Raw genomic sequence first — 18,094 nt, 5'->3', positions numbered from 1 at the left:
CGACCTCCTCGCGAGAATCAGTTGAGCGACAGCGCATCGCCGGTTCGCCCAAACGGGCCGGCGGTGCGCGGCTTGCGCTTGATGGACGGGGCGCAGGGGCAGCCCGCCCCTGCGAGCCGGGATCAGAAATGCGCCTTGGGTTCGTCGGGCTTGCCGGCGGCCAGCGCCAGCAGGCCGCCGACCAGGCAGAAGCCGATGGGAAACATCGTGAAGACGCCGAAGCCGAAGGCGACCTGCATCAGCGCCGCGGCGGCGATCATCAACGCGCCGCCCCACAGCGCGCGGACACGGGCCATGGCGCCGCCGGCAATCGCCAGCAGGGGCGCGAGAAAACTCGCGGCACGTATCAGCCCTTCCTTCTCGAATTGACCGAACACCTCGCCGATTTCGGAATGCTGCCGGACAACCTCGGTGTAGCCATAGCCGAAGAAGCCAACGATCATCGCGATCAATCCGCCGATCACCCCCAGCGTCAGTGCCGCGTTGCGCATTTTATTCGTCCTTCCTGCGCACCGGGCGCGCGTGTCTCTCGATGCTTCGCAGATAGGGGGCGACGCGGGGCGGAATCAAGGGCACGCGGCCAGCGCGGCTGTGTCACCGATCTGCATCGCTCTGCCGTTGCGGGGGAAAATCTGCGCGACGCGGAAAAAGGCCCTTGCAACGAATCCCGTTCTGCCTCAGGTGCGCGGCAAGACGCCAACGCACGCGCCTCTGGCCGAAGCATCAACGCCCACGTGTTTATGTAGCGACGGTAACGTCTCCCTTGGAACGAAACGGTCATTGATGGCCGGGTCTATTGGAGATGACCGATGACGATGCATTTCGGCGAGGCGCTTGCGCCGCGCGCCCTCCGCCTGCCTTCACGCCTCGACGCCTTTCTGGCCGCCCGGCAGTTCGACCGCCCGACCCTGGTGATCGACATGGAGATCGTGGCCGAGCAGTTCCTGGCACTCAAGGCCGGGCTGGGCGAGGCCGACATCCACTATGCCGTGAAGGCCAACCCGTCCCGCGACGTGATCTCCCGCCTTGTCCAGCTCGGCGCGCATTTCGATGCGGCGTCGCGCGGCGAGATCGAGCTGTGCCTGTCGCTGGGGGCGCGGCCCGAGGCCATCTCCTTCGGCAACACCATCAAGCGGGCCACCGATATCGCCTTCGCCCATCGTGCCGGCGTCACGCTCTTCGCGGCCGACGCGGAGGAGGAGCTGGAGAAGATCGCGCATCACGCGCCGGGTGCGCAGGTCTATATCCGCATCATCGTGGAGACGAGCGAGGCGGACTGGCCGCTGAGCCGCAAGTTCGGCTGCGACCGCGAGACCGCGCTGGTGCTGCTGGGCCATGCCAGGATGCTGGGCCTCGACCCGGTGGGGATCTCCTTCCACGTCGGCTCCCAGACGCGCCGCGCCGATATGTGGGGGGCCACGCTCGACGAGATGGCGCGGATCTGGCACGACGCCCGCGACCGTGGTCATGACCTGCGGTTGCTGAACATCGGTGGCGGCTTCCCGGCGTTCTACGGCGAGGCCATCGAGGCCCCGACGGATTATGCCGCCGGTGTCATGCGGCAGGTGCACGCGCGGTTCGGCGCGGTCGAGCGGATCATGGCGGAGCCGGGCCGGGGGCTGGTGGCCGAGGCCGGTGCCATCGCCTGCGAGGTGATGCTGGTGTCGCGGAAATCGGCGCGGGACTCGCATCGGTGGGTCTATCTCGACATCGGCAAGTTCTCCGGCCTCGCCGAGACGATCGACGAGGCGATCCGCTACCAGTTCTCCACCCCGCGCGACGGCGATCCGCTGGGTCCCTGCATCTTGGCGGGCCCCTCCTGCGACAGCGCCGACGTGCTTTACGAAAAACGTCCGATGTTGATGCCGGTGACGCTGCAGGCGGGTGACCGGATCGTGATCCGCAACACCGGCGCCTACACGTCGAGCTATTCCTCGGTCGGTTTCAACGGCTTCCCGCCGCTGGACGTCGTGGCCATCTGAGCCGCCGCCACCGGTGCGGGGGCGATGGCACGGCCGGGCAGTGAAACCTGCCCGGCCGTTTGCGTGCAGGGGAAATACCGGGCACCGTGCCGCGGCCGCCGATCCGGACCGTATGCCAAGGCATGCCCAGAAACCCTTTTACAGCCCTGTTTTCCGCCGGTTATCTGGCAGCATGGTAGATCCCGATCCCGCCTCCGCCCCGGTCGAACGCCCGATCCTCGCCGATCACCCCATGCGCTACGACTTGGCCAACGAGTTGCACGCCCGGCCGTTCCCGGTGATCGAACCGCCGTGCCATGCGATGTTCCTGGCCTTCAAGCCGCCGTCCGATGCCGCCTCGCGGGATCGTGGCAAGGACCGCGACCACCTCCTGTCGCTGCTGGACCGGTTCGGCGCACAGCATCCCAAGCCGGGCGCGACCCATTGGTTCGGCGAGATCGGCAAGCATCGCCTGAAGTGGGAATGCCACACGGAATTCACCACCTACACCGTGTTTGTCGACGGGCTGGAGGAACGGCCTTTCGATGCCACCGCCTACGAGGTGCTGCCCGCGGATTGGCTGGCCGAGGCGCCGGGCGCGCGGGTGACGTCGGCGATGATCCGCGTCGAGCCGCTGGCCGCCGGCGGCGAAGACGCCGTGACGGCGCGCCTGAACGAGTGGTTCGTGGCCGAGAGCCTGTCGGCGGCCTATGTGCTCGACGAGGCCGGGATCGTCGCAACCGATTTCCGGATCGACACCGCCGGTCACATGCGGTTTGCCTTCTTCGTCGGCCCCGACATGGGCATGCGGCGGATCGGGCGGGTCGTGCAGCGGCTGACCGAGATCGAGACCTACAAGGCGATGTCGCTCCTGGGGCTGGCGCGGGCGCGGACGCTGAGCGCGCGCATGGGCGAGATCGACAAGCAGCTGGTTGGGCTTATGGGCGATCTGACGGGGGAGACGCGCCCCGCCGACGAAGCGTTGGTGAAGCTGCTGGCGGTGTCGGCGGAGCTGGAGAACCTGCTCGCCACCTCGAGCTTCCGTTTCGGGGCGACGGCCGCCTACGAGGCGATCGTGCTCGACCGGGTGCGGGTGCTGCGCGAGAGCCGCTTCTCCGGCCGGCAGCTCTTCAGCGAGTTCATGTCGCGGCGCTACGACCCGGCGATGCGGACGATCCGCTCCACCGAGGCGCGGCTGAAGAGCATGGCGCAACGAGCGGCGCGCGCGGGCGACCTGCTGCGCACGCGGGTCGACGTCGAGCGCCAGGCACAGAACCAGAAGCTGCTGGAGAGCATGGACCGCCGGGCGGATCTGGCGCTGCGCCTGCAGCAGACGGTCGAGGGGCTGTCGGTGGTGGCGATCAGCTACTATGCGCTGAACCTCGCGAGCTATGCCGTCTATCCCTTCCTGGAGCCGCTGGGGCTGAGCAAGGGGCTCGCAACCGCGTTGCTGCTGCCGGTGGTGGTGGGGGCGGTCTTCCTGATGATCCGCCGGATCCGCAAGGGAATGCACTGACAGCCTCCGGCGCGGCGCGGCCCGTCCGGCCGCGGCGGATCAGGCCCAGCCGGCCCCGAGATCCGCCCGCGCGCGCTCGATCCAGTGATCGCGGAGCCATCCGCAGGGCAGGGTGTGGCGGAAGACGGAGCCGTGATAGCCCTCCACCGCGTCGCCCATCTTCGGCCGGCCGTGGAAACAGACCACGCGGGCGTTGCCCGGCAGGCGCGGTTCGCTCAGGTAGTTCATCGGCGGCAGGTGTAGGCAGCCGTGCTTGAAACTCACCACCTGGTCGGGCGGCAGATAGGCGAAGGCGCCCTTCTCCTGCGCAAGCGTCGAGGTGTAGCGCTGCTCCGAGCCGCGCGCTTTCGCGACCTCGCCCGCCGGATCGGCGGCCAGCGTCTCGTAGAGCCAGCCGTGCAGCGCCGGGTCGTAGCGGAAGACCGAGCCGTGCCCCGTCTTGCGGCCACGCCGCGCTTCCACCCAATCCGCGCGCATCGCCACACGTCCCGGCGCGTGATGCAGGATGTCGTCGAGCGCCCCGGTGATCACCACGTCGAGGTCGAACCCCAGGAGCGGCCCGTCCAGGTCCGGGATCAGGCCGGGTCGGAAAAGGCTCACCTTGCGCATCGCGCCCTGGCGGTTCGCCACCGCGAGCGCGGCCTCCATCTCCGCGCGGAAGGGTTCAATCGGCAGGTCGAGCGCTTCGATCTCGGGGTGCAGCCCGTCGGCGTCCTCTGTCATGCAGAAGAACCGCACCGGAACCGACAGGTTGCGCCGCGCCCCGGAGTAGAGCCGGTTGACATATTCCGGGCCGAACAGCGTGCCCCACTTGATGCAGATGACGTTGGCGACGGCCATGCGCGCACTCCTTTGCCCCGCTCTACCGCGAAGCCCCGCGCGCTGCCAGTGGCGAAACCGGCCCTGATGCGGGAGGTGCTGCTATTTTGCTAGCATATCACTTGCAAACGTCCCGGCGCTTCCTACATCTGGATCACAATCAATTCACTTTCACCCCAGGCCTGACGGCGCGGTATGCCGCGCGTCGCCGGCCACGGTCCGACCGGAGATTTCAACGATGTCCAACGCCCCGTCGCAAGGGTATTCTCGGCGCGTGCCCGCCGTTCAGGCGCACCCCTGTCCCGAGGCGCGCACGATTGCGGAACTGCGCGACGTGCTGCGCGGTCTGGAGACGCTGGGCGTCAGGATCTCGGCGGCGCGCGGCGCGCGCGGCTGCCGCGAGGCCGAGGCGCAGCTGGACCGGGTGACACGGCAGCTGCGGCGCTTGCTGGCGCAGCTCGAATCGGAGCTGCTGCCGGATCGCAGCCAGGCCGCCGACGTCCCGCTGACACCGCGCGAGCACGAGATCCTCGGCTGGATCGCCAGCGGGAAGAGCAACGCGGTGATCGCCGAGATCCTCGGGATATCGCGGCACACGGTGGATACCTACAACCGGCGGATCTTCCGCAAGCTCGACGCGGCCGACCGCACGACGGCCGCCGTGAAAGCGCTGCACGCCGGCGTGCTGGAGCGCCGCTGACCCGCGCCCGCGCCGGGGCACGGCAGGCTCCCGCCCGTCGTCGCCGCATCGCAGATGCCGCTCCTCCCGTTGGGCCGGGCCGCGCGCGGGGCGCGCGCGGCGGCACCGTTCGCGCCGGCCGCGGGCTGGCCGCGGTGCCACGGTCTCCGGCTTTGCGGCGGGGCGGGTCTTTTCCCGTTCCGCCAATGCGGTCACACTGCGCATGGGACGGCCACGGGTGGGCAGCGCAGGGAGACGCAGATGAATTCTAACGGCACCGGAACCCGCTCGGCACGCGGCATCGTCGCGCCGATGATGGCGGTCATCTCGGCACTCCTCGTGCTCGCCTTCCTGTTGCAGGAACGGCCCGAGGATGCGAGCCAGCTCGACGGTGTCGGCGGGTTCGTCACCGTCCAGATCGCCGCCCAGGCCCTTGGAGGCGCGATTTGCGGCTGGCTCTTCGCGTCGGTCTTCGGCCAGCCGCGGGTGTTCGGCTGGATGCTCTCGGTGATTGGCGGCTTCTTCCTGACGCTGCTCTCCGGCGCCGTTGCCGGCGCCTTGCTGAGCATTCCCCGCGCGCTGACGAGCGGCCTCGACCTGAACGAGCTTCTGCGGATCGTCGGTGGCGCGCTGACCGGCATCCTTGCCTATGCGGACCAGCCTGTTGTCGGCCTCGGCTGGCTGGTGCTGATCCTGCTCACCCATGTCCTTGCGGCGCGGCAGCGGCGCAGCCCGAAGCTGCTCTGACAGCCCCCGGGCCTTGGCCGGTGCGGCGCGTCAGCCGGTATGTGCCGCGGCCGCCGCCAGCGCGGCGATCTCCGCCACTTGCTGCGTCGCGCCCAGGATGTCGCCGGTCTGACCGCCGATCTTGGCGCGCGCGATCGCGGCGGCACCCAGCGTGGCCGCACATACCGCGCCCGCCAGCACGAGCGCCTGCCATCCCAGCACCGCGACAGACAGCCCCAGCGCCAGCGCCGCCGCCAGCACCGCGCGCCCCGCGCCCGGCCGGCCGACGGCGCGCGACAGCCCGCCCTCCCGGGCATTGGGCAGGCCGGCCATGAGAGCGACCATCGCCGCCCGGCTCAACACCGCCGCCGCCAGCAGCGCCGGCAGAAGGCCCGCGCCCGGGCCCGAACAGAGCGCCGCCAGTGCGCTCCAGCGCAGACCCATGCCCAGGATCAGCGCCAACACGCCGTAGCTGCCGATGCGGCTGTCCTTCATGATCTCCAGCCGGCGGGCTGGGTCCCAGCCGCCCCAGAGCCCATCGGCGCTGTCGGCAAGCCCATCCTCGTGCATCGCGCCGGTGAGCATCACCTGCGCTGCCAGGGCGAGCCCCGCGGCGATCCCGGCGGGCAGGCCGAGCGCCAGCGCCGCCCAGGCGACCCCCCAGGCGGCGAGTGCAACCGGAACGCCCGCCAGCGGATAGGCCCAGGCCGCCCGGGCGCCGCGTGCCCGTGCATAGTCGGAATCCACCGGCAGCGGCAACCGCGTCAGCAGGCCGAGGCCCAGCGCCAGGTCGCGCAGCAGCGGCGCGCGCAATGGGGTGGGACGTGATGTCATCGTCGCCTCGCAAGCTCTTGTCCCGCCTGCCATATGGGCGCAGAAGGCGGGAAACAAGACTGAGGCGCAAGATGACCCATACTCCTCCCTTCTCCGATCTCGATGGCATTCGTGCCGCCCTCGCGGAGCTGCCGCAGCCCGATGCGGCGGCCGCCGAGGGCGCGCGTGCACGCAACGCGGCCCTCACCAAGCCGCCCGCGGCGCTCGGGCGGCTGGAGGACCTGGCGATCTGGTACGCCGGTTGGCGCGGCACCGCCCGGCCGCGCCTGGAGGCGCCGCAGGCGCTCGTCTTCGCCGGCAATCACGGCGTTGCCGCGCGCGGTGTCTCGGCGTTTCCGGCCGAGGTCACGGTGCAGATGGTGGCCAATTTCCGCGCCGGCGGCGCGGCGATCAACCAGCTGGCAGAGGCGTTCGGCGCGTCGATGGCGGTTGTGGAGCTGGCGCTCGACCGCCCGACGGGCGATTTCACCGAAACCGCCGCGATGACCGAGGAAGAGCTGGTAGCGGCCATGGGCGCCGGCTGGCAGGCGGTGGACCCGGAGGCCGGCCTGATGATCACCGGCGAGATGGGCATCGGCAACACCACCGCCGCGGCCGCCATCGCCGCCGGGCTCTTCGGCGGCGGCGCCGAGGCCTGGGTCGGTCGGGGCACCGGCGTGGACGATGCGGGCCTGGCGCGCAAACGCGCCGTGGTGGACGCGGGTCTTGCCCGCCACGCCGCGGCGCTTGCCGATCCGCTGGAGGTCCTGCGCTGCCTCGGCGGCCGGGAGATCGCCGCCATGGCGGGCGCGATCCTGGCCGCGCGCCACCACCGCGTGCCGGTGATCCTCGACGGGTTCATCTGCACCTCGGCCGCCGCTGTCCTGGAGGCCGCCACGCCCGGCGCGCTGGACCACGCGGTGGCGGGGCATGTCTCGGCCGAGGGCGCGCATGCGGCGCTGCTGGAGCGGCTCGGCAAGGCGCCGCTTCTGGACCTCGGGCTGCGGCTGGGCGAGGGCACGGGCGCGGCACTGGCCATCGGCGTGCTCAAGGGGGCGATCGCCTGCCACTCCGGCATGGCGACCTTCGGCGAGGCGGGCGTGTCGGGCGGCGGCGCCTGACCGATCCCGGCGGGCGGGGCTCCCGCCGGGTATCGCCGCATCGCAGATGCGTCGCGACCCGTTGGGCGGGGCCGCGCGCCGTGGGCGCGCGGGCGATCTTTCCGGGGAAAGATCGTGCCTCCGGCGGGGATATTTCGCGACAGAAGACGCGGCGCGGGGGCTGGCGGCATCGGTCCGGGGAGGTGGTGTCAGAGCAGCCCGGCCCATTTCGCGGCGCCATAGGCGGCCGGCAGGAAGATGGCGAACCCGGCGGCCACGAAGCGCCCGTCGCCGGCGGTGAGCCCGATGCCGAAGGCGAGGAGGTGGATTGCCAGCACGAAGGGCAGGCCGGGAATGGCGCCGATCGCGATGATCGCGAGGCTGGTGGCGATGGTGACGAGCGCGATGGCGCGGACGGCCAGCCAGCCGCGGGTCAGCCACACCAGGTGCGGCCGGATGAGCTTTCCCAGCCGGTGCGCTGCCGGTGCCGCCCGTTCGAGCGCGCGCAGCACCGTCGCCCCCGGCAGTTGCAGCCGGTAGACCCTTGGCGGCACCCGAATCTCCTTGCGGCCGCGCAGCATCTGCACCGAGGCCAGCAGCATGATCGCCCCCATGAAGGCCGGGACCATGGGCACGACCCCGGTGGGCAGGATCGTCATCGCCGAGGCCAGCGTGAGCACCGGCCCGAAGCCGCGGCGGCCGAGGGCGTCGAGCAATTCGCCGAACAACACCTTCTCCCGGCCGTCCACCACGGTGGCGACGTCGACCAGCATCTGCTCCAGGGGCGGCAGTGGCTCGGCCGCGGCGGGGGGCGGTGTCTCGCTCATGGCTCTCCGTTGATCGTGGCGGCGGGCGTCTTCGGGCAGACGCTACCGCGCCGGGGCGCCGGTTGGGAGGGTCAGACCGCCGCAGTCGGATGCAGGGCGGGCGTGTAGCCGGCCATCAGGCAGGCGCAGGTCCGGCGCGGGGTCAGAACCGTCGCCGCGCCGTACCGCGGGCGGGGCAGGGGCGCGCCGTAGCCCGACGCGGAGAAGGGCTGCAGGGCGGTGCGCGTCACCAGGTGCGGCGCATCGTTCCACAACACGAAGGCGCCGGCCGGCAGCGCGGCGAATTCCGCGTCGTGGCGGATCTGCCTGCGGTCGCGCCCGACCCGGTCGCCGTGCAGCCGGTTGTCCATCTCCGCGGCGCGCTGCGGCGGGGTCCCGAAAGCCGCGGCCCAGGCGGCGCGGAACCGCGAGTAATCATTTCGGCGGCACTCCGCGCAGGGGCGGTGGCCCGCGGCCAGCGCCACCGCCTCGTCGAGGAAGAAGAGTTCCGTGTAGCGGCCCGGCGCCATGACCGGCCGGCGCCGCCCCTTGAACGACAGCGCGCAGCAGATCCAGGCCGTGTGCTTCCAGCGGCTCACGCCCAGCCGGCCCTCGGTATCGTGCAGGATGCCGCGATTGCCCATGAACAGCCCGCGCGCCGGGGTGGCGACGATCTCGCCGGTGGGCAGGACGCGGTTCTGGCGGGTCATGAACGATGATCAGATCGGCTGAGGCACACGTCGGGTCAACTCCGAACGCAGGGCAGCGCCGGAACCGCGGGGTGGGCGCTGCCCGGGACGCAAGCGCCCCGGGCGGGATTGGGTGTCGTCGTATCGCCCGGCCTCACACCATCATTTCCTTGGTCGCGCTCAGCGTCAGGTCGGGATAGTCCCGTTCCACCCGGTCGATGTCCCATTGCAGCCGCGTCATGTAGACGAGGTCGCCGTCGTTGTCCTGCGCCATGTGCCCCTTGTTGGCATTGGCGAAGGCGTCCACCTTGTCCTTCGGCCCGGAAACCCAGCGGGCGGAGGTGAACTGCGTCGGCTCGAAACGCACCGGCAGGCCGTATTCCAGCTCGATCCGGCTCGCCAGCACCTCGAATTGCAGCGCGCCGACGACGCCGACGATGAAGCCGGAGCCGACGATGGGCTTGAACACCTTCGCCGCGCCTTCCTCGGCGAATTGCATCAGCGCCTTGTCGAGGTGCTTGGCCTTCAGCGGGTCGCCTGCCCGGCAATTCTGCAGCAGCTCCGGCGCGAAACTCGGAATCCCGGTCACCTTCAGCGCCTCGCCCTCGGTCAGCGTGTCGCCGATGCGCAGCTGCCCGTGGTTCGGGATGCCGATAATGTCGCCGGCCCAGGCCTCTTCCGCCAGCTCGCGGTCGGAGGCGAGGAACAGCACCGGGTTCGACACCGCCATCGGCTTCTTCGTTCGCACATGGGTCAGCTTCATGCCGCGCTTGAAATGCCCCGACGCCATCCGCAGGAAGGCCACGCGGTCGCGATGCTTGGGGTCCATGTTCGCCTGTACCTTGAAGACAAAGCCGGAGACCTTTGATTCGTCGGGGGAAATCTGCCTCGGCTCCGCCCGTTGCACCTGCGGCTCCGGCCCGTAGCTGCCGATCCCGTCCATCAGCTCCTTCACCCCGAAGGAATTGATCGCGGAGCCGAACCAGATCGGCGTCATATGCCCTTCCAGTACGCTTTGCGGGTCCAGCGACGGCAGCAGTTCGCGCGCCATCTCCAGTTCCTCGAGGAAGCTCTCCAGCAAATGCTCGGGCACCAGCTCCGCCAGCTTCGGGTCGTCCAGCCCCTCGATGGCCACGCTCTCGGCCACCTTGTTGCGGTCCGCCCGGTCCATCAGCTCCAGCCGGTCGCGCAGGATGTCGTAGCAGCCGATGAAATCCTGTCCGCGCCCGATGGGCCAGCTCGCCGGGGTCACGTCGATCGCCAGCATCTCCTGGATCTCGTCGATGATCTCGAACGTATCGCGGCTTTCGCGGTCCATCTTGTTGCAGAAGGTCAGGATCGGCAGGTCGCGCAGCCGGCACACCTCGAAGAGCTTCTGCGTCTGGCTCTCCACGCCCTTCGCGCCGTCGATCACCATCACCGCCGCATCCACCGCCGTCAGCGTCCGGTAGGTGTCCTCCGAGAAATCCGAGTGACCGGGCGTGTCCACCAGATTGAAGCGGAACTTGCCGAAATCGAAGGACATCGCCGAGGCGGAAACCGAGATCCCCCGGTCCTTCTCCATCTGCATGAAGTCCGAGCGTGTCCGCCGCGCCTCGCCCTTGGCGCGCACCTGACCGGCCATCTGGATGGCGCCCCCGTAGAGGAGGAACTTTTCCGTCAGCGTCGTCTTGCCCGCATCGGGGTGCGAGATGATCGCGAAGGTCCGGCGACGGGCAATCTCCGGCGGCAGGTCGGGGCGGTTTGTGGCGGCGTCTAACATGGGCGCGATATAGGCGAGCGGCGGGGCGGGCGCAATCGCGCCCGACCGCTACCGCTTGCGGGGCGGAAATTGACCCCTTTCTCGGGCAGGCGCATCAGGTGCTGAAGTTCAACCGGGGCCGGACGCCGGAGAACGAGCAGCAATGCCGCGAGCAGGTGGCGCGTGCCAACAGGACGCTGGAGGCGGGGCTCACCGGGCGGCGCTATATCGCGGGCGAGGGGGCGGGGAGCGTTTCCATCGCCGACATGATGTGCTGGCCGTGGGTGCGCCGGTTCGAATGGCACGAGGCCGACCCCGCCGCCTTCCCGGCCGTGCGCGACTGGTATCTGAGGATTGCCAACCGGCTCGCCGTGCTGGCGAAGTGCCGCTGCCGTTAATGCGAGTCCCGCCGCGGCCAGCGCCGACGGCCGCCTAAGTCACGCGAACAGTCATATTTCGGAAACGATCCAAGGCGTATCCGCATTTTCCACCCGGAATTGGAAACAACGCGCCACCCCGCCCGGCTACCGGTGTGAGGGTGTGTCGTGCCCAAAGTGCCGGGGGTGGGATGGACCCCGTGAGACACCCAAGGCCCTTCGTGCACTCGCGGAGAATGGCGGTTTCGCGCCCATTTTGACGGATGCTGCACCTCGCACAACTGTCCGCTTGCTACTTGCGGTTGTCGCGGGCGCGCAGGCGGCTCAACGTGACTGGTGTGACTCCGAGAAAAGACGCAATCAACGAATGGGTAAAGATGTCCTCGTAGCCCGGAAATGTTTCGCGAAACCAGCTTAGCCGCTCTGCCCCGCCAAGAGCCGCGAGACACCATTCTCGATCCGCCTTGTCGCTCAGCGCATTTCGCAGAATACCATTGGCCCAGTTACGGACCGGCTCAGAGGATATCATCAGATCTGTAAGCCGATCACTGTCGATCCGAACAAGCGACGCATCGGTTATTGCGGTCATGGACACGAGCGACAAACCGTCCCGCGTGCGGGCGATATTCGGTGTGACAACGCAGGGCCCCACGAAGAACCCGACGCATACTTCTTTGCCGTCCCGGTCGCAAATACTGCTCGCCAGAGACCCGTCCAGGACGATGTACTCGTTCCTTTCGGGTTGTCCCTGCTGGGTCGCATGGGCCCCCCTGCTGAGGCGCATCGGTGTCCAATGAGCTGCAAAGCCATCCACGCAACCGACGTCTGCCAGGTCAGGCGACTGCGTCAGAAAAGTCCTCAGATCCATCTTGGCAGACCTTATCAAATGATAATGTGGATGAGCGCGTTCTTTGGCATGGGTGGCAGAGGTCAAAGAGGACACAAATGATGCACATAACCCTGTCAAAGCACTACGGAAAGATCGTGATTGGCGCAACATTGCTTGCGACATCTGTTTACGTCGCAATGGTCAGCGTCACACTCGCGCATCTCGAATTTGTCTCGGGGCAGGTGCCATTCGACATGCGGCCCTTCGGTTACGGTCCCTCGGATGCCGCGACGCTTCTCGATGCATTGGGAGCGGATGGACGTGAATATTATCTCAGGCGCCAGATTCCTCTGGATACGCTCTATCCGGCCTTGCTCGCGCTCACACTGAGCAGCGCCATCTGCTGGTTTGGGCGACGCATGCCCAATAGAAGACTTGTCCATCTTGGCGTTGCCCTCGCGGTCGGCAGTGCGCTGTTCGACTATATTGAGAACCTAGGGATCGTGGCGATGATCTATGGTTGGCCAGATGTGCCGGGATCGTTGGTCTACGCCGTCAGCACAGCGACAATCGCCAAATCCGTCACGACAACCCTGGCTGTGATGCTCGCGCTTGCGACAGGGGTCATCTGGGCGCGCCTGCCCAAAGCGGACGCTGCTACCTAGAGGAGCAGTGCCCGCTTCGTCCCGCATCTCCGACCTTTCCTCAACCTACTCCAATGTCGGCGCTGCGCGACAGCCGGACGGCCGCCTCCGGCCACCGCCGACGCCGCACCTTGCATTCTCCGCGCTGCGGGCGCATCAGCGGGCCATGCATCCCACCCGCGCCATCCTCCTGAAGCTCGGCTCCGTCGTCGTCTTCGTCACCATGCAGAGCCTGATCAAGGCCACGTCGGACCACGTGCCGCCCGGCGAGGCGGTGTTCTTCCGCTCCGCCTTCGCGCTGCCGGTGATCCTGCTCTGGCTCAGCGCGGACGGGCGTCTGGCGGCGGGGCTGCGGACCCGCCGGCCGGGCGCGCACCTGCTGCGCGGTCTGGTGGGAACGGCGGCGATGGGGTTCGGGTTTGCCGCGCTCGGTCTGCTGCCATTGCCGGAGGTCTCGGCCATCGGCTATGCCGCTCCGCTCTTCGTCGTGCCGCTGGCCATCGTGTTCCTCGGCGAAAAGGTCGGTCCGGTGCGGCTCTCGGCGGTCGCCATGGGGCTCGTTGGCGTGCTGATCATCCTGTCGCCGCGGCTCACCGCCTTCTCGGGCGGCGGCATCGGCGGGGGCGCGGCGCTCGGTGCGCTCTTCGCGCTCTGTTCGGCCCTGCTCGCCGCCTTCGCGCAGATCCTCATTCGCGGGCTGGTGGCCACCGAACGCCCGGTGACGGTCGTGCTCTACTTCACCCTCAGCTCCACCCTCCTGTCACTGCTGACCATCCCCTTCGGCTGGGTCTGGCCGGAGCCGCGCGAAGCGGCGCTGCTGGTGCTGGCGGGGCTCGCCGGCGGGCTGGGGCAGGCGATGCTGACCACCGCCTACCGCATGGGCGACGCGAGCCTGCTGGCGCCCTTCGACTACGCCTCGATGCTGATTGCGCTCCTGGTGGGCTACTTCGTCTTCGCCGAGCTTCCCACCTGGCAAATGCTCTTCGGCGCCGCGCTGGTGATCGCCGCCGGTATCCTGATCATCTGGCGCGAGGGGCGGCTGGCGGCCAAGGCGCCGCCGTCCCGGGCGCAGGCGGTCACGCCGACAGCCGGCCGCCCGGCGCCGCGCCGGTTTCTGCCCAAACCACGCCGGCCGCGCGGATGAAAGCGATGATCCCGGTGCGGTAGACCAACCCGGCGTTGTCGTCGTCGAGCGCGCCCGGCGCACCCCCCCGGCGGCTCGGCGCGCCCACCCGCGCAATGACCGAACCTTGTTTGGAATCAAGGCACCAACCCCCCGTTTGGGATACAATATCTCATGCTCCGGCCCTTCCAGACGTCGGACACACCCGAACAGCGCCCGAAACCGAAGGCGCGGGAGCCGAAAGAGGAGGGGGCACTCATGACACATATTGGATTGATAGGCTGGACGCCCGTGTCACCGGGCGCGGCAGTCTCTGTTGATTTGGCCGATGGCTATGCCTTCGTCGCCGACATGGGAGGCGTATTGGATGTCTTCGACATCAGCGACCCCACGGCACCGACGGTCGTAGGCAGTTATAGCCAACCCGGCCAGGAACTCATCGGTGTTGATGTGGTAGGGGATTATGCCTACCTCGCCTGGGACTACTACGGTCTCGTACGGGTCGATATCAGCGATCCGACCAATCCCACATATGCCGGGACGCAGAAGGACGGCACTTACGCCAACAGCTTCGATAGCGACGACGGGGTCTATGGCTACGTGAGCTACGGCTACACCTACGGCTCCGAACTGAAGGTCTACGACCTCGCCAGCTTCCCGAGCGCCCCGGTCGCGAGCTACAACGCCGTGGGCAACCGGCACGCCGGCAGCGTGGATGTGGTCGGTGACAGGCTCTACATGGCGGCCACCAATGGCGGGCCGTATTTCGAGATCGTCGATGTCTCGAATCCGCTTGCCCCGGTTCAGGTCGCTTACCTGCCCACGCCACAGGCCAGCTACGGCACCTGGAGCGGTGAGATCGAGGTGGCGGGCGACTATGCCTATTGGGCCCGCGGTGCACTGCCATCGCAGGGCCTCACGGGCGGTTTGCTGACGATCGGCATCGGCGATGAAAACAACCCATATGTCGCCGATTTCGATTCCATCCCGGATGCCGGCATCGTTGCCCTGCCAGGCGGCGGCGGCAGCAGCGGGCTCGATGTGGTGGGCGACAGGCTCTACATGGCCTCCACCAGCGGTCTCTATATCTACGACCTGAGCGATCCGGCCGACCCGGCTTTGCTCATCAACCCGAACGTCGATACCGACTTCGCCCTCCCGGGCGCCTTCCTGCCGTCCCGCGGCGGTGACGTCGAGGTCGACAACGGTTTCGCCTATGTGACCGCATTCGAAATGGGAAACGCCGGCGGGCTGGCGGTCTACGACGTGGCCGATGACATCGCCTGCGATCTCTTCAAGGGCCAGGGCTTCGAGGCGGATATCGGCGATGTGGTCTTCTCGAACACCGTCGACGGTCTGCGTATCACGCTCACCGGTCAGGACGACTGGACCATCACGGAAGCCAAGCTGCACCTGGGCGACGTGGACACCGCAACGCGCGATGTCAGCGGCTTCCCGGTCAATCGCGGCGGCAATCCGAAAGTCGGGCAATTTGACTACCGGGCCGACGCGGTCGGTGACGAGATCGTTTTCGACTTCACGCTGGCCGAACTGGACGCAGCGGATACCGATGACGACGGGATCATCGCCGTTGCAACGCACGCTGAACTCGAGGGCGTCTGGCAAAACTGCCAGGGCGGCCTCAGCATCGTTGAGGCTGGCGCCTGGGGCGGCTGTGAGGGGATGGATCTGGACTTTGGCGGTAAATCGACCGCCATGGTCATGGAGATCGACCTGGCCGATCTGGGGCTCTTCGTCTGAACCACCGCGCGGTTCCTGCCGCGCAAACCGGGGCCGCCGCATCAATCGCGGCGGCCCCGTCGCTTGCACGGTGCGCGATCGGGCGTGGCGCGCAGCCCGCGCCGCCCAAATGCCCGCACACGCACCTCAAGGTTGTGACGTTCCAGCAACGTGTTCGTCTGGCATTCCTCCGCTTCGGATCGCCAAGGTTGCCCGAACGAGGAGCGATTAGCCAAGGTTCGGCGCGGAGGCTGTCGAAAGTACAGCGAACAGGCAGGAAATACAGGAAGATAGATGACTACGTACACTCAGATCGGGTTCGTCCTTGAAGAGAACAAGCGCGGCGATGTTGTCGGCATTCGCGACTCCAAGCTGAAGATTGCCGTGAAAGACAGTGTGGAGAGCGTCAGCTACAAGGTGACAGGCACGGCCGACGATGGTGAGCCGACAGTAACCTGGGCAGGGGTTGCATACAGCGTGCGCGCCGACGGTATCGAAATCGGCAACGTGGACCCGGACACGGAACTTACAAACCAGGTTCTCAAGGTCACGTGGAACGGGGGCGCCAAAACCACTTATGTCGCGAACTTCTACGACGAGGTGAACAAGGAATCCTACGTATTCGCCATCGGTGGCGACACGCTGCCGGACTTCTCCAGCGTCGCTCAGTTCAATTCATTCATGGGCGGCGCGAGCCTGTCCAATCCGGGCAAGGCATCTGGCTTCGCGGCGGGTGACGACATCTCCTTCGCGGATTTCCCGGGCGTCAAGGTCACCGAGGACGACGTCGTGCGCGGTACGAACCTCAAGGATGTCATCAATGCCGGTCTCGGCAATGACAAGATCTACGGCAAGGGCGGCGCGGACACGCTGATCGGCGGCATCGGCAAGGATAAACTCTTCGGCGACGCCGGGAGCGACAAGCTGCTTGGCGGCGATGGGAGCGACGTGCTTAAGGGCGGCGAGAAAGGCGACCGGCTGGATGGCGGCAAGGGCACCGACAAGCTGTTCGGGCAAGAGGGATCAGACAAGTTCGTGTTCAAGAAGGGCTACGGAAAGGACACCGTCGCGGACTTCCAGAACAACAAGGACACGCTCTTGCTGGACGACGCGCTTTGGTCCGGGTCTTTGACCAAGAAGCAGGTCCTCAACAAGTTCGCATCCGTGCAGGATGGCGACGTGGTGCTGGATTTCGGCAAGCACGAGCTGACCATCGAGAACTTCACGAACATCAAGGCTCTGACCGACGACATCGACTTCATCTAGGGACGGCCTCCGACTCAAACAGCGGCGGGAGCCCTCGGAACACATCGAGGGTTCCCCTGACAATCTCCCGCGGCTCATCTGCACGCCCGGGGCGACCACGTCGCGCGCAATCCCGAAACCGCGCAGAAGGTGCCCGGCGGCACGGCACCGGCGTCGGCTGCCATCTCCGGATTCGCCAGCCGGGCCGTGCGTTATCACGTTGCACCACCGGACACCGGCGTTTCGGTCGTTTTTGCCGGTCGAAACGTCCGAAACTGCGGTCAATTCTCCGGTACACGGCTGATCGCGGCTGAAATGACCGAAAGCCCGCCGAAAACGACCTTGGTTTCGGTCGCTCTCCCACCCCGTTCCGTACGTTCTGACCGGAAATCCACGGTCGAGCGGTTGCTGCGTCGTCACATATGTATATACAATGTATACACATCAACGGCGGCGAGAGATCATGCCGGACAAGAAAAAAAGCAAGAAAGACGGGCAGTTGATGATCCGGATTTCTCTGGAAGAACGCGACCGCTTTGTCCGGCTCTGCGAGGAGCTGGACACGAGCGCGGCGCGGGAAATCCGCAGGTTCATCCGGGAATTCGTTGAAAAACAAGAAAAAAACTGAACGGAGGGAGAGCAGATGAAGACCGTGCTGATTGCCAACCGAAAGGGCGGATGCGGCAAGACGACGACGGCGATCACCCTCGCCGCAGCGCTGGCCGACGGCGGTTGGAAGGTCGCCCTCGCCGATGCGGACCTGCAGAAATCCACAACCCGCTGGCTCAAGCGCCGCCCCTACGGCGCCACCAAGATCACCCATCTCGACTGGACCTCTCGCCGCTCCCTGGGCGAAGTTCCCAAGGGAATTGAATGGGTTATCATCGACGCGCCCGGCGCTCTCTACGATGACGACAGCCAGAAGCTCGTGGCCGAAGCCAAGGCCGTGATCTGCCCGGTCATGCCGTCCTACTTCGACGCCGACAGCACCAAGCGCTTCCTGAAAGACCTCCAGGAAATGAAGCGCATCCGCAAGGGCAAGGTGAAGATCGAACTCCTCGCCAACCGCGTCAAAACCCGCGGCCGCGCCAACGAACGGCTCGATCGTTTCTTTGAAAAAGTCGGGCGCGCGCCGGTCGCGCGGATCACCGAGCGCGTCGCCTATGGCGATCTGGCGGAGCAGGGGCTCTCCGTCTTCGACCAGTCCCAGGCCGCGTATCGGCCAATGCGCGTGCAATGGGAGCCGGTTGTTCGAGCGCTCGTTAGGCGGTGAGAGTTGGATGTAT

At 67.4% G+C, this 18,094-nt stretch carries 19 protein-coding genes; 12 read left to right on the top strand and 7 right to left on the bottom strand.

Translation table 11 applies throughout. The features are described 5' to 3' along the window. Nucleotides 1-122: 122 nt before the first annotated feature. Nucleotides 123-491: a hypothetical protein gene (locus ARC39_RS20570; protein WP_068117164.1), complete on the bottom strand. Its 369-nt coding sequence runs from the start codon at nucleotides 489-491 to the stop codon at nucleotides 123-125. Nucleotides 492-809: 318 nt separating this feature from the next. Between ARC39_RS20570 and ARC39_RS20565 the strand changes: the two genes are divergently transcribed. After that, on the top strand, nucleotides 810-1,982 hold the full coding sequence (locus tag ARC39_RS20565; protein WP_068117162.1) for a type III PLP-dependent enzyme: 1,173 nt from the start codon (nucleotides 810-812) through the stop codon (nucleotides 1,980-1,982). Between the two features lie 172 nt (nucleotides 1,983-2,154). Next, a complete protein-coding gene (locus tag ARC39_RS20560) occupies nucleotides 2,155-3,477 on the top strand; it encodes a DUF3422 family protein (RefSeq protein ID WP_068117159.1) in 1,323 nt (440 codons plus the stop codon). A 39-nt stretch (nucleotides 3,478-3,516) separates the two neighbouring features. On the opposite strand, the gene ARC39_RS20555 is transcribed toward ARC39_RS20560, so the two are convergent. Continuing rightward, entirely contained in the window at nucleotides 3,517-4,317 is an 801-nt protein-coding gene (locus ARC39_RS20555) for a glycosyl transferase (protein WP_068117156.1), read from the bottom strand. Between the two features lie 217 nt (nucleotides 4,318-4,534). On the opposite strand from ARC39_RS20555, the gene ARC39_RS20550 reads away from it, so the two are divergent. After that, nucleotides 4,535-4,996 (top strand): helix-turn-helix transcriptional regulator, encoded by a 462-nt coding sequence (locus tag ARC39_RS20550; protein WP_068117153.1) that lies wholly within the window; start codon nucleotides 4,535-4,537, stop codon nucleotides 4,994-4,996. Between the two features lie 240 nt (nucleotides 4,997-5,236). Further along, nucleotides 5,237-5,722, top strand: coding sequence for a hypothetical protein (locus ARC39_RS20545; RefSeq protein WP_068117150.1), 486 nt, complete (start codon nucleotides 5,237-5,239; stop codon nucleotides 5,720-5,722). Nucleotides 5,723-5,752: 30 nt separating this feature from the next. Here the strand turns inward: ARC39_RS20545 and ARC39_RS20540 are convergent, their stop codons facing one another. Further along, on the bottom strand, nucleotides 5,753-6,535 hold the full coding sequence (locus tag ARC39_RS20540) for an adenosylcobinamide-GDP ribazoletransferase (protein WP_068117147.1): 783 nt from the start codon (nucleotides 6,533-6,535) through the stop codon (nucleotides 5,753-5,755). Between the two features lie 71 nt (nucleotides 6,536-6,606). Between ARC39_RS20540 and cobT the strand changes: the two genes are divergently transcribed. Next, a complete protein-coding gene (gene cobT, locus ARC39_RS20535; protein ID WP_068117145.1) occupies nucleotides 6,607-7,635 on the top strand; it encodes a nicotinate-nucleotide--dimethylbenzimidazole phosphoribosyltransferase in 1,029 nt (342 codons plus the stop codon). Between the two features lie 188 nt (nucleotides 7,636-7,823). Here the strand turns inward: cobT and ARC39_RS20530 are convergent, their stop codons facing one another. The 3 genes from ARC39_RS20530 to ARC39_RS20520 form a co-directional block, all read right to left on the bottom strand. Beyond that, nucleotides 7,824-8,441 carry an exopolysaccharide biosynthesis protein gene (locus tag ARC39_RS20530; RefSeq protein WP_068117141.1) on the bottom strand — a complete coding sequence of 206 codons (618 nt, stop codon included), beginning with the start codon at nucleotides 8,439-8,441 and terminating at the stop codon, nucleotides 7,824-7,826. Nucleotides 8,442-8,512: 71 nt separating this feature from the next. Continuing rightward, nucleotides 8,513-9,130, bottom strand: a complete 618-nt coding sequence (locus ARC39_RS20525; protein ID WP_068117138.1) for a hypothetical protein — start codon at nucleotides 9,128-9,130, stop codon at nucleotides 8,513-8,515. Nucleotides 9,131-9,263: 133 nt separating this feature from the next. Beyond that, the gene (locus tag ARC39_RS20520) at nucleotides 9,264-10,871 is read right to left on the bottom strand and encodes a peptide chain release factor 3 (RefSeq protein WP_068117136.1); all 1,608 of its coding nucleotides are present in this window, start codon (nucleotides 10,869-10,871) and stop codon (nucleotides 9,264-9,266) included. Here ARC39_RS20520 and ARC39_RS20515 point away from each other — a divergent pair. Continuing rightward, a complete protein-coding gene (locus ARC39_RS20515; protein ID WP_078059380.1) occupies nucleotides 10,853-11,248 on the top strand; it encodes a glutathione S-transferase C-terminal domain-containing protein in 396 nt (131 codons plus the stop codon). The two genes, ARC39_RS20520 and ARC39_RS20515, sit on opposite strands and share 19 nt — an antisense overlap. A 271-nt stretch (nucleotides 11,249-11,519) precedes the next feature. Here ARC39_RS20515 and ARC39_RS20510 read toward each other — a convergent pair whose 3' ends face one another. Next, a complete protein-coding gene (locus ARC39_RS20510; protein ID WP_068117129.1) occupies nucleotides 11,520-12,011 on the bottom strand; it encodes a Crp/Fnr family transcriptional regulator in 492 nt (163 codons plus the stop codon). A gap of 161 nt (nucleotides 12,012-12,172) precedes the next feature. Between ARC39_RS20510 and ARC39_RS20505 the strand changes: the two genes are divergently transcribed. From ARC39_RS20505 to ARC39_RS20485, 6 genes are all read left to right on the top strand, one after another. Continuing rightward, complete coding sequence (locus ARC39_RS20505) at nucleotides 12,173-12,721, top strand: hypothetical protein (RefSeq protein ID WP_149866500.1); 549 nt, start codon at nucleotides 12,173-12,175, stop codon at nucleotides 12,719-12,721. A gap of 145 nt (nucleotides 12,722-12,866) precedes the next feature. Next, nucleotides 12,867-13,844 (top strand): DMT family transporter, encoded by a 978-nt coding sequence (locus tag ARC39_RS20500; RefSeq protein WP_068117209.1) that lies wholly within the window; start codon nucleotides 12,867-12,869, stop codon nucleotides 13,842-13,844. Between the two features lie 237 nt (nucleotides 13,845-14,081). After that, nucleotides 14,082-15,584, top strand: coding sequence for an LVIVD repeat-containing protein (locus ARC39_RS20495; protein ID WP_161470997.1), 1,503 nt, complete (start codon nucleotides 14,082-14,084; stop codon nucleotides 15,582-15,584). 273 nt (nucleotides 15,585-15,857) lie between these two features. Next, nucleotides 15,858-16,829: a calcium-binding protein gene (locus ARC39_RS20490; RefSeq protein ID WP_068117119.1), complete on the top strand. Its 972-nt coding sequence runs from the start codon at nucleotides 15,858-15,860 to the stop codon at nucleotides 16,827-16,829. A gap of 442 nt (nucleotides 16,830-17,271) precedes the next feature. Next, complete coding sequence (locus tag ARC39_RS26040; RefSeq protein WP_201455780.1) at nucleotides 17,272-17,436, top strand: hypothetical protein; 165 nt, start codon at nucleotides 17,272-17,274, stop codon at nucleotides 17,434-17,436. A gap of 15 nt (nucleotides 17,437-17,451) precedes the next feature. Beyond that, nucleotides 17,452-18,081, top strand: a complete 630-nt coding sequence (locus ARC39_RS20485) for a nucleotide-binding protein (protein ID WP_068117117.1) — start codon at nucleotides 17,452-17,454, stop codon at nucleotides 18,079-18,081. Nucleotides 18,082-18,094 lie beyond the last annotated feature (13 nt).

It is taken from the genome of Tropicimonas marinistellae (assembly GCF_001509585.1).
Classification (GTDB): Bacteria; Pseudomonadota; Alphaproteobacteria; order Rhodobacterales; family Rhodobacteraceae; genus Tropicimonas; species Tropicimonas marinistellae.
This window is presented reverse-complemented; position numbering and strand designations above follow the sequence as displayed.

Excerpts from the sequence above, each read along its gene's own strand:
- ARC39_RS20490 (WP_068117119.1), top strand. The coding sequence starts at position 15,858 with ATGACTACGTACACTCAGATCGGGTTCGTCCTTGAAGAGAACAAGCGC.
- ARC39_RS20510 (WP_068117129.1), bottom strand. The coding sequence starts at position 12,011 with ATGCGCCTCAGCAGGGGGGCCCATGCGACCCAGCAGGGACAACCCGAA.
- ARC39_RS26040 (WP_201455780.1), top strand. The coding sequence starts at position 17,272 with ATGCCGGACAAGAAAAAAAGCAAGAAAGACGGGCAGTTGATGATCCGG.
- ARC39_RS20545 (WP_068117150.1), top strand. The coding sequence starts at position 5,237 with ATGAATTCTAACGGCACCGGAACCCGCTCGGCACGCGGCATCGTCGCG.
- cobT (WP_068117145.1), top strand. The coding sequence starts at position 6,607 with ATGACCCATACTCCTCCCTTCTCCGATCTCGATGGCATTCGTGCCGCC.
- ARC39_RS20500 (WP_068117209.1), top strand. The coding sequence starts at position 12,867 with ATGCATCCCACCCGCGCCATCCTCCTGAAGCTCGGCTCCGTCGTCGTC.
- ARC39_RS20565 (WP_068117162.1), top strand. The coding sequence starts at position 810 with ATGACGATGCATTTCGGCGAGGCGCTTGCGCCGCGCGCCCTCCGCCTG.
- ARC39_RS20560 (WP_068117159.1), top strand. The coding sequence starts at position 2,155 with ATGGTAGATCCCGATCCCGCCTCCGCCCCGGTCGAACGCCCGATCCTC.
- ARC39_RS20505 (WP_149866500.1), top strand. The coding sequence starts at position 12,173 with ATGATGCACATAACCCTGTCAAAGCACTACGGAAAGATCGTGATTGGC.
- ARC39_RS20550 (WP_068117153.1), top strand. The coding sequence starts at position 4,535 with ATGTCCAACGCCCCGTCGCAAGGGTATTCTCGGCGCGTGCCCGCCGTT.
- ARC39_RS20485 (WP_068117117.1), top strand. The coding sequence starts at position 17,452 with ATGAAGACCGTGCTGATTGCCAACCGAAAGGGCGGATGCGGCAAGACG.
- ARC39_RS20540 (WP_068117147.1), bottom strand. The coding sequence starts at position 6,535 with ATGACATCACGTCCCACCCCATTGCGCGCGCCGCTGCTGCGCGACCTG.
- ARC39_RS20525 (WP_068117138.1), bottom strand. The coding sequence starts at position 9,130 with ATGACCCGCCAGAACCGCGTCCTGCCCACCGGCGAGATCGTCGCCACC.
- ARC39_RS20555 (WP_068117156.1), bottom strand. The coding sequence starts at position 4,317 with ATGGCCGTCGCCAACGTCATCTGCATCAAGTGGGGCACGCTGTTCGGC.
- ARC39_RS20570 (WP_068117164.1), bottom strand. The coding sequence starts at position 491 with ATGCGCAACGCGGCACTGACGCTGGGGGTGATCGGCGGATTGATCGCG.
- ARC39_RS20520 (WP_068117136.1), bottom strand. The coding sequence starts at position 10,871 with ATGTTAGACGCCGCCACAAACCGCCCCGACCTGCCGCCGGAGATTGCC.
- ARC39_RS20530 (WP_068117141.1), bottom strand. The coding sequence starts at position 8,441 with ATGAGCGAGACACCGCCCCCCGCCGCGGCCGAGCCACTGCCGCCCCTG.
- ARC39_RS20495 (WP_161470997.1), top strand. The coding sequence starts at position 14,082 with ATGACACATATTGGATTGATAGGCTGGACGCCCGTGTCACCGGGCGCG.